The organism is Pseudomonas sp. R3-52-08, assembly GCF_003851745.1.
Taxonomy (GTDB): domain Bacteria; phylum Pseudomonadota; class Gammaproteobacteria; order Pseudomonadales; family Pseudomonadaceae; genus Aquipseudomonas.
In genome coordinates this window covers 5725978-5740223 of record NZ_CP027730.1, presented here as the reverse complement: position 1 = coordinate 5740223, position 14246 = coordinate 5725978, and the positions used below count along the sequence as shown (strand labels likewise).

Below are 14246 nucleotides of genomic sequence, written 5' to 3'. Positions count from 1 at the left end.
TTTCACAGTCTGCGTGTTTGATAGCACCTATCATTTGTCAGGCATTGGTCATTGTCAGACCGCACGTCATAATGCCACCGCCAACGAATTCTTGCAGAGTCTAGGGAGCTAGCTTGTCTACGCCTGTCGAACCCTTGCGTTTGCTGCTGCTGGCCGATGAGCCTGAGTGGGCAGCGTTGTTGCGCGAGTGCCTGGCGCCGATGGGCGACGGGGCTGTGCTGATCAGCGCGCCCAACTGGGACTCGGTGAGTCGTCTGTTCGACGATGACCACGGTGCGGTGCTCTTGACCACGCCCCCTCTGCAACCCGGCCCGGGCCGGTGCAGCTTGCCGTGTGTATTGTTGCTGGAACAGGAACCATTGGTTTCGCCGCTCGGTGTCAGCGATTGGCTGGTCCATTCCGTGCTGGACGCCGATACCTTGCGCCGCTGCCTGCGCCATGTGCGCGAGCGTGGCGTACTGGAGAACACGTTGCAGCGCCTGGCCGAACAGGACCCGCTCACCGGTATCGCCAACCGCCAGGGTTTCCAGACCTTGCTGGCGGCGCGGCTGGCGGATAACGAAGGTCGCGGCCTGGCCCTCGGTCACCTGGACCTGGACAATTTCCGTCACGCCAACGATGCCCTCGGTCATCAGGCCGGCGACCGCTTGATCCTGCAGGTGGTATCGCGGCTCAAGAGCCAGCTTGAAGCCGGTGACCAATTGGCGCGCCTGGGCAGCGATGAGTTCGCGCTGCTGATCGACACCCGCCGTGCGCCCCAGCGCGCCGAGTGGATGGCCGAGCGCATCACCGAAGTCATGGCCGAGCCTTACTGGGTGGACGGTGAAAGCCTGCTGATCGGCTGCAGCCTGGGTGTGGCGCATGCCCGCGCCCGCGCCGGGGCCGACCCGTTGATGTGGCACGCCCATATCGCCATGCAGCAGGCCAAAAGCACCCAGGGCTGTACCTTTCATATCTTCAACGAACGCATCAACCGCAACGCGCGCAGCCTGGCCGACCTGGAAAGCGAATTGCGCCGTGCGTTGCGCCGCGATGAGCTGGAGCTGCACTACCAGCCGCGCCTTGACCTGGACGATGGGCATATTGTGGGCCTGGAAGCCTTGGTGCGTTGGCGCCACGGCGAGCGTGGCCTGTTGCCACCGAGCGAGTTCGTGCCCCTGGCCGAACAAAGTGGCCTGATCGTGCCGTTGGGGTATTGGGTTATTGCCCGTGCCCTGCGCGACATGCAGGACCTGCGCGAACGTGGCCTGCCGGCGTTGCACATGGCGGTCAACTTGTCGTTTCGCCAATTTCAGGACAGTCAACTGCTCTCGACACTCAGTCGGCTGATTGCCGAGCGTGGCGTAGAAGCGCAATGGCTGGAGTTCGAGTTGACCGAAACCGCCGTGATGCGTCGCAGCGACCTGGTCAAACAGACCATGGACGCCCTCGGTCGCCTCGGCGTGCGGTTTTCCCTGGATGACTTCGGTACCGGTTTCTCATCGTTCGTGCACCTCAACAGCCTGCCGATTGCCTTGTTGAAGATCGACAAGAGCTTCGTCGGCGGCATGGAAGAGCGCGAAGAGAATCGCAAACTGGTGCACGCCATGATCAACCTGGCCCACAACCTCAACCTGGAAGTGGTGGCCGAAGGCGTGGAGACCGCTGAGCAGCTTGCGCTTTTGAGGCTGTTTGGTTGCGATCAAGCCCAGGGCTACTTGATCAGTAAACCGCTGCCACTGGCCGAGCTGGTGGAGTACCTGACGTTTGGCAAGGGCCAGCAGGCGTTGTTGGGCTGAATAAACCACAATCTAAAAATGTGGGAGGGGGCTTGCTCCCGATGAGGTGTATCAGGCAACAAATGTGTTGGCTGACCCACTGCTATCGGGGGCAAGCCCCCTCCCACATTTCTAATCGAGTAGGACCTTAGTGCGTCTGTGCGGTCTGGAAACCAGTTTGTATTTCCGGCTCCTGTCGAATCATCCGCTTCATCTTCGCCTCAAACGCCCACGTCAGGCTCACCGCCGCGCAGGCAAGGCCCAGCGCCAGGCCCCACCACACGCCGGTCGGCCCCCAGCCTAACGTGAACGCCATCAACCAGGCCGATGGCGCGCCGATCAGCCAGTAGCAACCGAGCCCCACCAGGAAGGTGGTCTTGGCGTCCTTGAGGCCACGGATGCAGCCCATGGCAATGGTCTGCACACCGTCGAACAGCTCGAACCAGGCCGCGACGGCCAGCAGGCTGACGGCGAGCACGATCACCTCGTGAAAGGCCGGGTCGTCATGGTCGAGGAACAGCCCGATCAGCGGGTCGGAAAACAGCCAGAACACCACGGCAAACCCCAGCATCACCATGGCGCCGAACCCTATGCCGACCCGCCCGGCCAGGCGCGCGCTCAACAACCGCCCGGCGCCATAGTGCTGGCCGATACGCATGGTCACCGCGTAGGACATCCCCGCCGGGACCATGAACGCCACCGAGACGATCTGCAGGGCAATCTGGTGCGCCGCCAACTGCGTACTGCCCATGGTGCCCATGCACAGCGCCGCAAACGCGAACAGCCCGACTTCCACTGCATAGGTGCCGCCGATCGGCAGGCCCAGGCGCCACAGCTCGCGCAGATAGTGGGTATTGAGACGCAGCAGGCCGGTGCTCAGGGGGTAGGCGGCGTAGGTCCGGTTGCTGCGGATGTACCACATCAGCGCCAACGCCATGCCATTGGCGACGATGGCCGTTACCAGGCCAATGCCCATCAGCCCGAGCTTCGGCAGGCCGAACATGCCTTCGATCAGCGCATGGTTGAGCAGGTAATTGACCACCGTGCCGCACAAGCTGATCACCACCACTGGCGTGGCTTTGCCGATAGCGCTGGTGAAACCGCGCAACGCCATGAAGCTGAGATAGCCGGGCAGGGCGAATGGCAGGAGGGTCAGGAATTGCCCGGCGGCCTGCACGTTGGTTTCGGTCTGGCCGAACAGCAGCAGCACTGGCTTCAGGTTCCACAGCAGCAGCGCCGCCGCCAGGGCCATCAACCACGCCAGCCACAGCCCGGACTGGGTCAGCCGGGTGGCACCGTCGATGTCGCCCGCGCCGTGACGGATCGCCACCAGGGTGCCCACCGCCGCAATTACACCGATGCAGAAAATCGCCACGAACGAATAGCTCGCCGCGCCCAGGCCACCGCCGGCCAGGGCTTCGGGGCTCAAGCGAGCCATCATCAGGGTGTCGGTCAGCACCATCAGCATGTGCGCCAACTGTGAGGCAATCAACGGCCCCGACAGCCGCAGAATGGCCCAGAGTTCGGTACGTACCGGATGCTGCATGATCATCACTCTCGACAGGTAAGATAGGTGGAGAGGGCTGATTCTCGGCGCTTTGGGCGCATTGCACAAAAGGATAAAAGCGATCGTCTGCATGATTAAAACTCATGCCTGAACTATTCTGGTAGGGTTTGCGGATTGCGCTGTCGGAGCTTTCAGAATGTCCCGTCGTCTTCCTCCGCTTTACGCCCTGCGGGCGTTCGAGGCCGCGTCTCGTCACCACTCCTTTACCCGCGCGGCAGAGGAGTTGTCGATTACCCAAAGTGCGGTCAGCCGGCATATTCGTACGCTCGAAGAGCATTTCGCCTGCCGGCTTTTCCAGCGCAGCGGCCGCACCCTGCAGCTCACGGAGGCGGCGCGCTTGTTGCTGCCCGGCGTGCGCGAAGGTTTCGCCGCCCTGGAGCGTGCCTGCCATACCCTGAATGCCGAAGATGACATCTTGCGTATGAAAGCGCCGTCCACCTTGACCATGCGCTGGCTGCTGGCGCGGTTGAGTCGCTTTCGGGCCTTGCAGCCGGGCAATGAGGTGCAGCTCACCAGTGCGTGGATGAGCATCGATGAAGTGGACTTCAACCAGGAGCCGTTCGATTGCGCGGTATTGCTCAGTAACGGGCACTTTCCCGCAGACTGGGAGGCCAGTTACCTGTTTGCCGAAATGCTGATTCCGGTGGGCGCGCCCAATCTCTTGGATGACGGCCCCTGGGACGTGACGCGGCTGGCAACGGCCGAACTGCTGCATCCGACACCGGACCGTCGCGACTGGCGTTACTGGTTGGAACGCATGGGGCTGGCGTCCCGGGTTTCGCTCAAGGGTGGGCAGGTGTTCGACACGCTGGAGTTGGGCATGATCGCTGCCGCGCGGGGTTACGGGGTGTCCATGGGTGACCTGCTGATGGTGGCCGAGGACGTCGCCCAGAAACGCCTGAGCCTGCCTTGGCCAACGGCCGTCGCCAGCGGGGAAAGCTATTACCTGGTGTGGCCGAAAACCCGGCCCGGTGGTGAGCGCTTGCGGCGTTTGGCGGAGTTTCTCCAGGGCGAGGTGCATGCGATGGTTTTGCCCGAAGTGGCCCGCCTCGAATGAAGGGTTTGGCATGTGTACGGCAATCGTTTGCGCGATACCCCTGTGAATCGCTCAAGTATTGTAAAACTCCGCCGAAGTAGGGGTGTTGGAACTATCGTGCACTTACGTTTCCCACCAGATAATTCGCCGAGCAGCGCTAAGAGATCAGGATGATCCTGGCCTCGGCTCAGGAGCTGTCATGTCTCAACCTCGCGCTCGGATCGCCTCCCAGTTAGGCCTCGCATTGGCCGTGATTCTTGCTGTCGTTATCAGCGGCAGTACCGTTTTCGCTTTACGCTCCCTCGACACCGCCAACCTCGCCACCCGCGAGGAACACCTGGCCAGCGAGGCGCGCCTGCTCGCCGACCAACTCAATACCTTCCACAGCACCTTGCGCGAGAGCACCCAGCGTTTGAGCGGGCTGTTTGAAAAGCGCTTCGGCGCCGGCTTGAGCGTGCGTGCAGACGAGCCAGTCGCCGTGGCCGGTGTGCAAACCCCGAGCCTCTACCTGGGCAGCCAGTTGCTGAACAACGACTTCAGCGAAGTGGATGAATTCAAGGACATGTCCGGCGGCGTGGCCACGGTATTCGTGCGCAGCGGCGATGACTTTGTCCGCATCAGCACGTCCCTGACCAAGCAGGATGGCAACCGCGCCATCGGCACTGTGCTGGACCGCCAGGGGCAGGCCTACCAGCGTGTGCTCAGCGGACAGACCTACATCGGTCGGGCAGTGTTGTTCGATCGCTCGTACATGACCCAGTACAGCCCGGTGCGTGACGCCAGCGGAAAAGTCATTGCGGTGCTGTTCATCGGTTTCGACTACACCGACGAGCAGAAAGCCCAGTTCGACAATCTCAAGCGCTTCCGTATCGGCCAGACCGGCTCCCTCTCGTTGCTGGATGAACAGAAGCACTGGCTGGTGCCGCCGGCCGGTGTACAAGCCTTGGATCAAGCCATTCCGGTGATGCTCGACCTGGCGAAGAAGCCGGGTGAAGGGCGCTTCTGGAGCGACAAGAACGAAGATTTCTACAGCGTTTCGGTACCGTTCGAGGGCGGCCCCTGGGCGGTGGTGGCAAGCATGCCGAAGGCTGAGATTCGTGCAGTGACCTGGGACGTCGGCCTGCGCCTGGTCATCGGCAGCGTGCTGGCCATGCTGTTGGCGGTGGGCGCCACCGTGTGGCTGTTGCGCAGCAAGCTCGCGCCCTTGAGTGACCTGGTGCGCCAAGCCGAAGCGCTCGGTGCAGGCGACCTGAGCGCGCGCCTGAATGTTTCCAGCCATGACGAAATCGGCCAGCTGGCGCGCAGCTTCAACCAGATGGGCGAAGCGCTGTCGACCATGGTTTCGCACATCCGCAAGGCGGCTGAAGAGGTCAACAGCCGTGCCCAGGCGTTGTCCGGTTTGTCTGGCGGTGCCTATGAAGGCATGGAACAGCAGTCCGGCGAGATCACCAGCATGGCGGGCGCGGTGGAAGAGTTCAGCGCCACCTCCCTGAATATCGCTGACAACATGGGCAGCACCGAGCGTCTGGCCCAGGAAAATGCCCAGCAGACCCGCATCGGGCGTGCCTCGATGCAGGAGGCCTCGTCGTCCCTGGAACATATCGCCACCGCCCTGAACAGCACCGCGACGGTGATCAACACTTTGGGCCAGCGTTCCCAGGAAATCGGCGGCATCGTTGGCGTGATTACGTCGATCGCGGAACAGACCAATTTGCTGGCGCTGAATGCCGCCATCGAAGCTGCCCGCGCGGGCGAGCAAGGCCGTGGCTTTGCCGTGGTCGCTGACGAAGTGCGCAACCTGGCCTCGCGCACCCGCCAGGCCACTGATGAAATTTCCGGCATGATCCAGAGCATCCAGCAGGAAACCGGGAATGCCATCAGCACCATGGAACACGGCAATGTGCTGATGCAGGAAGGCCTGTCGCGCAATGCCGACGTGGCCTCGGCCCTGGCGCGCATCGACGAGCAGAGCCGCTCGGCTGGTCAGCAGTTCGCCGCCATCACCACCGCTACCCAGGAGCAGAGCAGCACCGCGACCTTGCTCAGCAGCAACCTGCAGAGCATTGCGCTGGCTAACAGCGAGCAGCGTGAAGTGGTGTCGAACCTGGCGATCACCGCCAAGGAACTGGAGACCCTGGCGGCGGGCCTGCGGCATGAAGTAGACCGGTTCCGCTAAGCCACCGCCATTCAGAATGCGCGGGCGCAGGGCTCACGTGCTCGCCGCCGGACGGTACTGCAAGGCCTCTTGCAGATGGTGGCGAGCGATGTTCTCTGTTTGTTCCAGGTCCGCCAGGGTACGCGCTACCTTGAGTAACCGGTGGGCCGCCCGCAGCGACAGCGTCAGTCGTTCGCATGCGCTTTCCAACCAGCCTTCATCAACCTTTGCCAGCTTGCAGTACTCGCGCAACCCCGGCAGGTCGAGGAAGGCGTTGGCGCATCCTTGGCGTCGGTGCTGGCGTTCCCGAGCATCGGCCACTGCTGCGGAAGCTTTCGCAGTGTTGTCACCGGTCTGTTGTGCCGGGCTCAGTGCCGTGGCCTCCCGCGCCACGGTCAGGTGCAAATCGATCCGGTCCAGCAGCGGCCCGGACAGCTTGTTGCGATAGCGTTGGATCTGCTCCGGCGTACAACGACAGCGACCGCTGGGTTCGCCCAGATAGCCGCAAGGGCAGGGGTTCATCGCCGCGACCAGTTGGAAGCGTGCCGGGAAGCTCACCCGGTCGCGGGCGCGGGAAATCACGATATGCCCCGACTCAAGTGGCTCACGCAGCACCTCCAGGACTTTGCGATCGAACTCCGGCAACTCATCGAGGAACAGCACGCCGTGGTGGGCCAGGGTGATTTCCCCCGGTTGCGGCTTCGATCCGCCGCCGACCAGCGCGGGGCCCGACGCCGAGTGGTGCGGCTGGCGAAACGGCCGTTGCGGCCAATGGCTCAGCGGTGCCAGGCTGACCACCGATTGAATTGCCGCGACTTCCAGCGCTTCGTGCTCACTCAGTGGTGGCAGCAAACCCGGCAGGCGGCTGGCGAGCAAGGTCTTGCCGGTGCCGGGTGGCCCGCTGAATAATAGGTTGTGCGCCCCCGCAGCGGCGATCAGCAAGGCACGCTTGGCAGCCAACTGGCCCTGTACTTCACTGAGGTCCGGGTAAGGTTTGTTCAAATACAGCAAGCCGTCGGACTGGTAGGGCTCGATCGGTACATGCCCGTTCAGGTGCGCCACCACCTGCAGCAAGTGGTCCACCGCAATCACCTTCAACCCCGATGCCAGGCACGCTTCCTCAGCATTCGCCCTGGGCACTATCAAGGTGCGCCCGGCCTTGCGCGCCGCCAGTGCGGCCGGCAAAACGCCTTTCACCGCGCGTACCTCGCCCGACAGTGCCAACTCGCCCAGGCACTCAACGTCATCGAGCATCAACGCCGGCACCTGCATACTGGCCGCCAGGATCCCCAGGGCAATCGCCAAATCAAAACGCCCGCCGTCCTTGGGCAGGTCGGCGGGCGCGAGGTTGAGGGTGATGCGACGCGGCGGATATTGCAGGGCCGAATTGAGAATGGCGCTGCGTACACGGTCCTTGCTTTCCTTTACCGCCGTCTCAGGCAAGCCCACCAGCGTCAGTGATGGCAAGCCATTAGCCATATGCACTTCAACCGTGACGACGGGGGCTTCAACGCCGATCTGGGCGCGACTGTGGACGATGGCGAGGGACATGCTCGATCCTTGAATGGGGCCGCTTCCTGCGGGTTATTCAAGGGTAGACGAGGGTGGGAAAAGCAAAGCGGGGGAGGTTTTACAGAACGTATCCAGGCGACAACGCGGGGCTAATGTGGGAGGGGGCTTGCCCCCGATAGCGGTGTGTCAGCAAAGCGTTCATCAGCTGATAAATCACTATCGGGGGCAAACCCCCTCCCACACTATTGGGCAGACGGTGGCGTCAACCGCGCTTCCAGTTCCGCCACTTTTGCCTCCAGGCTTTCAAGCCGCGCACGCGTGCGGGCGAGCACCACCATCTGGCTGTCGAACTCTTCACGGCTCACCAGATCGAGCTTGCTGAAGCCACTTTGCAGCAGTGCCTTGAACTGGCTTTCGATTTCATTGCGGGGCAGCGGGGTGTCGCCGCTGAACAGGCGAGAGGCGTGGCCGCTCAGGGCGTCGAGGAAGTCTTTGGGCGCGAGCATGGGAAATATTCCGGAAAACAGTTGGCCGGCAGTGTATCACGCAGCGTCTATAGTCTTTTCACGGCCCTGGCGCGCACGCTTTTCGCGCATCGGGATGGGCGCTCTCGCACTGTTTTGATGCGCATCGCCACCGCCGGAACGCCCCGCAGGTGGGCATGAGTGGGCAACGGACTGATTTCAGTGATTTTTACGGAGCTGGCAAGGTTTCTGCTTAGACGATCATGACCCATGCACTGATGCAGTCGCTGTGACGAATGCAGTGCGCCGACGGATCAGGGGTACAGGTTTCGTCACCAGTGGTTCGCTGGCGTCGCCACGGTAAATGCCGAGGCGACGATGCGTTACAAAGCCAGGCACTGCGCTTAGACTTGAGACGGGTTTGTTTTCCTGGGGCAAGTCCACCAATTCGGGAGAGAGTTTTCATGAAGCTAGTCACTGCCATCATCAAGCCGTTCAAGTTGGACGACGTACGCGAGTCACTGTCCGAGATCGGCGTGCAGGGCATTACCGTTACTGAGGTCAAGGGCTTCGGTCGGCAGAAGGGTCATACCGAGCTGTATCGCGGCGCGGAATATGTGGTCGATTTCCTGCCGAAGGTGAAGATTGATGTCGCCATTGACGACAAGGATCTTGACCGGGTTATCGAGGCGATAACCAAGGCCGCCAACACCGGCAAGATCGGTGACGGCAAGATCTTCGTGGTCAATCTGGAACAGGCTATCCGCATCCGTACCGGCGAAACCGATACCGACGCAATCTAAGCCGCCAAACCCCAACGCCCCAGGAGAAAACACTATGACTCTGCGTACATTCGCAGGGCTCGGAGCCCTGTTGTCCATCGTAATGCCAAGCCTTGCAATGGCGGCAGACGAAGTGGCGGCTCCAGTCCTCAACTCCGGCGACACTGCCTGGATGCTGACCGCCACCGCACTGGTGCTGTTCATGACCATTCCTGGCTTGGCGCTGTTCTACGGCGGCATGGTCCGCTCCAAGAATATTCTGTCGGTGATGATGCAATGCTTTGCCATCACTGGCCTGATCAGCATCCTGTGGGTCGTCTACGGTTACAGCATTGCGTTCGATACCACCGGTATGGAGCAGGGCGTCGTCAACTTCAACTCCTTCTTCGGCGGCATGGGCAAGGCGTTCCTGGCAGGGGTCACTCCAGCCAGCATTACCGGGCCTGCGGCGCTGTTCCCGGAAGCGGTGTTCATCACCTTCCAGATGACGTTCGCCATCATCACTCCGGCGCTGATCGTCGGTGCCTTCGCCGAGCGCATGAAGTTCTCCGCGATGCTGATTTTCATGGGCATCTGGTTCACGCTGGTCTATGCGCCGATTGCGCACATGGTCTGGAGCGGCAACGGCGGCCTGATGTGGGACTGGGGCGTGCTGGACTTCGCCGGTGGCACCGTGGTGCACATCAACGCCGGTGTGGCTGGCCTGGTGGCGTGCCTGGTGCTCGGCAAACGTAAAGGCTTCCCGACCACCCCGATGGCCCCGCACAACCTGGGTTACACCTTGATCGGCGCGGCCATGCTGTGGATCGGCTGGTTCGGCTTTAACGCCGGTTCCGCTGCCGCAGCCAACGGCACGGCCGGCATGGCGATGCTGGTTACCCAGATTGCTACCGCTGCGGCGGCGTTGGGCTGGATGTTCGCCGAGTGGATCACCCACGGCAAGCCGAGCGCACTGGGCATCGCCTCGGGTGTGGTGGCCGGCCTGGTTGCGATCACTCCGGCGGCTGGCACCGTGGGTCCGATGGGCGCCCTGGTCATTGGCCTGGCGGCGGGCGTGGTGTGTTTCTTCTGCGCCACTACCCTCAAGCGCAAGCTGGGCTACGACGACTCCCTGGACGCCTTCGGCGTGCACGGTATCGGCGGTATCCTCGGCGCGATCCTGACCGGCGTATTCGCGGCTCCGTCGATGGGTGGCTTCAACGCCGCTACCACTGACATCGCCGCCCAGGTGTGGATCCAGTGCAAAGGCGTCGGCTTCACCGTGATCTACACGGCGATCGTCACCTACGTGATCCTCAAGGTGCTGGACATGGTCATGGGCCTGCGCGTCACCGAAGAGGAAGAGGCGGTCGGTCTCGACCTGGCGCAACATAACGAGCGTGGCTACAACCTGTAAGTACGCGAAAAAAAGATGCCCGGCTTGCCGGGCATTTTTTTGTCTGGCGTTTGTCTCTGCCTATAAGTGGCATGGGTTTTTCGTCAACTTTGTGATGGGATCTACACGGCACTTTTAAGGGTGCGAATGTCTTACAGACATGTAGGCGTATTCGGCACTTTGTTTTTTTCCAGAGCGCGCTAGAATGCGCGCCGATGGGCGGAGAACTGTATGTGGCAACAGACCCTGATTACCCTGCGGGCCAAGCCCCGGGGCTTTCACCTGGTGACCGACGAGTTGCTCGCCGGCTTGCCTGAATTGAAGGCGTGTCGCGTGGGCCTGTTGCATCTGTGGCTGCAGCACACCTCGGCCTCGTTGACGGTCAACGAGAATGCCGACCCGGCGGTTCGCCGTGACTTCGAGCGTTTCTTCAACTTGCTGGTGCCGCAAGGCCATGCAGGGTTTGAACACAACGACGAAGGTCCGGATGATCTGCCGGCGCACTTCAAGGCCAGTCTCCTGGGCTGCCAGCTGAGTTTGCCGGTGAAGGCTGGCCGCTTGGCGATGGGGACCTGGCAAGGTGTTTATCTGGGCGAGCACCGTGATCATGGCGGTACTCGTAAAGTCCTCGCCACCTTGCACGGTGAAGGGGCATAAGCCACTGGTGATCCAGTGGATGTTGATTTTTTTCCGGCGACCTCGACAGAGGGTGAAGCTGGGCTATAACTAATCTGCTTTTCGCAAGTCATGAGGTAGAACATGAGCGACGATGATCTGGAAAACGACGACCTCGAAGTAGGTGACGAAGACGACACTGAGGAAAGTCTTGAAGCGGCGGCTGATGACGTTGCCGAAGACCTCGATGACAGTGCTGGCGATGATGTCGCGCCCAAAGCCAAAGGCAAGGCCAAGGCGGCTGTTTCGGTAGACGAGCTGCCCAGCGTTGAAGCCAAGAACAAAGAACGCGATGCCCTGGCCCGTGCGATGGAAGAATTCCTCGCCAAAGGCGGCAAAGTGGTCGAAGTCGAGCCCAACGTGGTGGCTGATCCACCGAAGAAGCCGGATAACAAGTACGGCAGCCGTCCTATCTGAGGTCAGCCACCTGCTTGCTGAAAGAGCCCGCCGTCGCTGCGGGTTTTTTCATGCCTGCTGATTTATTCGAGCCTTGTGGTGATCAAAATGTGGGAGGGGGCTTGCCCCCGATAGCGGAGAATCAATCACCAAATAGGCTGGCTGATCTACCGTAATCGGGGGCAAGCCCCCTCCCACATTTGGCCATCGGTGTTACTGCCAGCGGCGAAGTAACTCCGGCAATTGCGTCAGGCTGCGAATTTGCGCATCCGGGAGTTTATCCCCTTCCCACGCCTTGCCCGCCGGGTTGAACCACACTGCTCGCAGCCCCGCCTGTTGCGCCCCGGCAATGTCATCGCCCGGGTGATCGCCAACATGCACCGCCGCTTCGGCCTTCACGCCGCCGCGCTGTAATGCCTCCTGAAACAACCGCGCATCTGGCTTGGCGATGCCGATATCCTCGGCACGCAAGGCAAAGTGAAAGTAGTCCGCCAGGCCTACGCGTTGTACGTCGGCATTGCCATTGGTGATCACCCCTAGCAGGAAGTGCTGGCGCAGGGCTTTGAGCATCGGCTCGGCTTCGGGGAAGACGGTGAGTTGATGCCGCGCATGAATGAACGCTTCAAAACACACGTCGGCCATTTCCGTGGCCTCAGGCTGTGGATAACCAGCCTCCTCAAACGCATGCATCAACACCCGGTGGCGCAGGATACTGATGCGATGTTTGAGTTCAGGATGACGTTGCAGCACCTGTTGGCGCAGGCTGGCGAAATGCTCCAGGGGCAAGTCGCCGACCTTGGATGCGTTGAGCGCCAACCATTCGCGCATTGACGCTTCGGCGCTGATGATGACGGGTACGTTGTCCCAGAGCGTGTCGTCCAGGTCGAAGGTGATCAGCTTGATGCTCATGAGTCGCCGCCCTTGATGCGTTTGGCCCGTGGATGGGCGCTGTCGTACACCGTTGCCAGGTGCTGGAAGTCGAGGTGGGTGTAGATTTGCGTGGTCTTGATGTCGGAGTGGCCGAGCAGCTCCTGTACCGCGCGCAGGTCCTGGGACGACTCCAGCATATGGCTGGCAAAGGAGTGCCTGAGCATATGCGGGTGCAGGTTCTGCCCCAGTTCGCGCTCGCCGGCGGCTTTTACGCGCAACTGAATGGCCCGTGGCCCCAGGCGTCGGCCCTGTTGGCTGATAAATACCGCGTCGTCTTGCGGATTGGCCAGCGCCCGCAACGGCAACCACAGTTGCAGGGCTTCACGGGCTTTTCTGCCGACGGGCAACACCCGCGTCTTGCTGCCTTTACCCAGCACCTGCACCAGCCCATCTGCCAGGTCCAGTTGATCGAGGTTCAGGCCGGTCAGCTCCGACAGGCGCAGGCCCGAGGAGTAGAACAACTCGAGGATCGCCTGGTCGCGGTGCGCCAGGAAGTCATCCTCGACCGCGCCATCGAGCAGTTGCAGAGCGCGGTCGGTGTCCAGGGTCTTGGGCAGGCGGCGCTCGCCTTTAGGCGGCGACAGGCCACTGGCCGGGTCGTGGTCACACAGGCCTTCGCGGTTCAGGTAGTGATAGAGGCCGCGCACCGCCGACAGCAGGCGCGACAGGCTACGCGAGGACTGGCCTTGCTGGTGCAGCCGTGCGACCAGGCTGCGCAGGCTCTGGATATCCAGGGCTTTCCAGCTGGCGATCTGCTGCTTTTCGCAATAGGCCAGGACCTTGTTCAAGTCCCGCCGGTAGGCTTCCAGGGTATGAGGCGACACCTGGCGCTCGTTGCGCAGGTGAGCGCAGTAAGCGTCCAGATGCCGTTCCATGGCTAGCGCACCGCGCGCAGGGCAGTGGTGAAACGCGGCAAGACGCGGCCCAGCACTTCGGCGATGTAGGTCAAAAACAGGGTGCCCACCGAGCTTTTGTAATGCGCGGGATCGCGGCTGGCGATGGCCAGTACGCCATGCAGGCCTTGATGGCTGAGGGCAACCACGGCGGTGGAGCCGATCTGTTGGCGCTGTTCGGCACCAAACAGGAAGTCCAATTCATGCTCGCGCAGGGTGCCGCTGATGGTCTTGCCTTCGGAAAGCAGGCCGCCGATGGCGGTTTGCGCTTCGCCACCGCTGACCCAACGCCCCACCGGCATCGGGTTGTCGCTGAACAGGATCAGGCTGACAAACGGCACCTGGAAGTCCTGGCGCAGGCTGTCTTCCACAGCTATCACCGTTTCTTCCAGGCTGGCGGCGTCCATCAGGGTCAGGATCAGGCGACGGGTCTTGTCGAACAGGCGATCGTTGTCGCGGGCCACATCCATCAGGTGCGAGAGCCGGTGGCGCATTTCGATATTGCGCTCGCGCAGGATCTGCATTTGCCGCTCCACCAACGACACGGTATCGCCGCGTTGGTGGGGGATGCGCAAGGCCGGAAGCAATTGCTCGTGCTCGACGAAAAAATCCGCATGCGCCTCAAGGTACGCCGCGACTGCAGCGGCCTCCAGGCTTTCACTTGGGGTGACGTGTGCGGGTACTTGAGGCTTATCGGTCATTGG

13 protein-coding genes are annotated in these 14246 nt (G+C 61.9%); 7 read left to right on the top strand and 6 right to left on the bottom strand.

What is annotated here, in order from left to right:
• Nucleotides 1–113: 113 nt before the first annotated feature.
• The gene (locus C4J91_RS26600) at nucleotides 114–1778 is read left to right on the top strand and encodes a bifunctional diguanylate cyclase/phosphodiesterase (protein WP_124364956.1); all 1665 of its coding nucleotides are present in this window, start codon (nucleotides 114–116) and stop codon (nucleotides 1776–1778) included.
• A 127-nt stretch (nucleotides 1779–1905) separates the two neighbouring features.
• Here C4J91_RS26600 and C4J91_RS26595 read toward each other — a convergent pair whose 3' ends face one another.
• Entirely contained in the window at nucleotides 1906–3309 is a 1404-nt protein-coding gene (locus tag C4J91_RS26595; RefSeq protein ID WP_124364955.1) for a NorM family multidrug efflux MATE transporter, read from the bottom strand.
• Nucleotides 3310–3460: 151 nt separating this feature from the next.
• Here C4J91_RS26595 and C4J91_RS26590 point away from each other — a divergent pair, with 151 nt between their 5' ends.
• Both C4J91_RS26590 and C4J91_RS26585 read left to right on the top strand, forming a co-directional pair.
• Nucleotides 3461–4381, top strand: coding sequence for a LysR substrate-binding domain-containing protein (locus tag C4J91_RS26590; RefSeq protein WP_124364954.1), 921 nt, complete (start codon nucleotides 3461–3463; stop codon nucleotides 4379–4381).
• A gap of 178 nt (nucleotides 4382–4559) precedes the next feature.
• Nucleotides 4560–6536, top strand: a complete 1977-nt coding sequence (locus C4J91_RS26585; protein WP_124364953.1) for a methyl-accepting chemotaxis protein — start codon at nucleotides 4560–4562, stop codon at nucleotides 6534–6536.
• Between the two features lie 33 nt (nucleotides 6537–6569).
• Here the strand turns inward: C4J91_RS26585 and C4J91_RS26580 are convergent, their stop codons facing one another.
• Both C4J91_RS26580 and C4J91_RS26575 read right to left on the bottom strand, forming a co-directional pair.
• Nucleotides 6570–8066: a YifB family Mg chelatase-like AAA ATPase gene (locus C4J91_RS26580; RefSeq protein WP_124364952.1), complete on the bottom strand. Its 1497-nt coding sequence runs from the start codon at nucleotides 8064–8066 to the stop codon at nucleotides 6570–6572.
• Between the two features lie 203 nt (nucleotides 8067–8269).
• Complete coding sequence (locus tag C4J91_RS26575) at nucleotides 8270–8533, bottom strand: accessory factor UbiK family protein (protein ID WP_124364951.1); 264 nt, start codon at nucleotides 8531–8533, stop codon at nucleotides 8270–8272.
• 422 nt (nucleotides 8534–8955) lie between these two features.
• On the opposite strand from C4J91_RS26575, the gene glnK reads away from it, so the two are divergent.
• The 4 genes from glnK (at nucleotide 8956) to sutA (ending at nucleotide 11740) form a co-directional block, all read left to right on the top strand.
• Nucleotides 8956–9294 carry a P-II family nitrogen regulator gene (gene glnK, locus C4J91_RS26570; protein WP_002555808.1) on the top strand — a complete coding sequence of 113 codons (339 nt, stop codon included), beginning with the start codon at nucleotides 8956–8958 and terminating at the stop codon, nucleotides 9292–9294.
• A 34-nt stretch (nucleotides 9295–9328) separates the two neighbouring features.
• Nucleotides 9329–10669, top strand: a complete 1341-nt coding sequence (locus tag C4J91_RS26565; RefSeq protein ID WP_124364950.1) for an ammonium transporter — start codon at nucleotides 9329–9331, stop codon at nucleotides 10667–10669.
• A 210-nt stretch (nucleotides 10670–10879) separates the two neighbouring features.
• Nucleotides 10880–11305, top strand: a complete 426-nt coding sequence (locus C4J91_RS26560) for a secondary thiamine-phosphate synthase enzyme YjbQ (RefSeq protein ID WP_124364949.1) — start codon at nucleotides 10880–10882, stop codon at nucleotides 11303–11305.
• A gap of 102 nt (nucleotides 11306–11407) precedes the next feature.
• Complete coding sequence (gene sutA / locus C4J91_RS26555; RefSeq protein ID WP_124364948.1) at nucleotides 11408–11740, top strand: transcriptional regulator SutA; 333 nt, start codon at nucleotides 11408–11410, stop codon at nucleotides 11738–11740.
• A 192-nt stretch (nucleotides 11741–11932) separates the two neighbouring features.
• Here the strand turns inward: sutA and C4J91_RS26550 are convergent, their stop codons facing one another.
• The 3 genes from C4J91_RS26550 to C4J91_RS26540 are packed head-to-tail and all read right to left on the bottom strand — an operon-like array spanning nucleotide 11933 to nucleotide 14243.
• Entirely contained in the window at nucleotides 11933–12628 is a 696-nt protein-coding gene (locus tag C4J91_RS26550; RefSeq protein ID WP_124364947.1) for an HAD family hydrolase, read from the bottom strand.
• Nucleotides 12625–13524, bottom strand: a complete 900-nt coding sequence (gene xerC / locus C4J91_RS26545) for a tyrosine recombinase XerC (RefSeq protein ID WP_124364946.1) — start codon at nucleotides 13522–13524, stop codon at nucleotides 12625–12627. The genes C4J91_RS26550 and xerC overlap by 4 nt, the downstream gene beginning before the upstream one ends.
• Nucleotides 13525–13526: 2 nt before the next feature.
• Nucleotides 13527–14243, bottom strand: a complete 717-nt coding sequence (locus C4J91_RS26540; RefSeq protein ID WP_124364945.1) for a DUF484 family protein — start codon at nucleotides 14241–14243, stop codon at nucleotides 13527–13529.
• Between the last annotated feature and the right edge of the window lie 3 nt (nucleotides 14244–14246).

Coding starts and splice junctions, on each gene's coding strand:
- glnK (WP_002555808.1), top strand. CDS start 8,956: ATGAAGCTAGTCACTGCCATCATCAAGCCGTTCAAGTTGGACGACGTA.
- C4J91_RS26560 (WP_124364949.1), top strand. CDS start 10,880: ATGTGGCAACAGACCCTGATTACCCTGCGGGCCAAGCCCCGGGGCTTT.
- sutA (WP_124364948.1), top strand. CDS start 11,408: ATGAGCGACGATGATCTGGAAAACGACGACCTCGAAGTAGGTGACGAA.
- C4J91_RS26580 (WP_124364952.1), bottom strand. CDS start 8,066: ATGTCCCTCGCCATCGTCCACAGTCGCGCCCAGATCGGCGTTGAAGCC.
- C4J91_RS26565 (WP_124364950.1), top strand. CDS start 9,329: ATGACTCTGCGTACATTCGCAGGGCTCGGAGCCCTGTTGTCCATCGTA.
- C4J91_RS26550 (WP_124364947.1), bottom strand. CDS start 12,628: ATGAGCATCAAGCTGATCACCTTCGACCTGGACGACACGCTCTGGGAC.
- C4J91_RS26575 (WP_124364951.1), bottom strand. CDS start 8,533: ATGCTCGCGCCCAAAGACTTCCTCGACGCCCTGAGCGGCCACGCCTCT.
- C4J91_RS26585 (WP_124364953.1), top strand. CDS start 4,560: ATGTCTCAACCTCGCGCTCGGATCGCCTCCCAGTTAGGCCTCGCATTG.
- C4J91_RS26595 (WP_124364955.1), bottom strand. CDS start 3,309: ATGATCATGCAGCATCCGGTACGTACCGAACTCTGGGCCATTCTGCGG.
- xerC (WP_124364946.1), bottom strand. CDS start 13,524: ATGGAACGGCATCTGGACGCTTACTGCGCTCACCTGCGCAACGAGCGC.
- C4J91_RS26590 (WP_124364954.1), top strand. CDS start 3,461: ATGTCCCGTCGTCTTCCTCCGCTTTACGCCCTGCGGGCGTTCGAGGCC.
- C4J91_RS26540 (WP_124364945.1), bottom strand. CDS start 14,243: ATGACCGATAAGCCTCAAGTACCCGCACACGTCACCCCAAGTGAAAGC.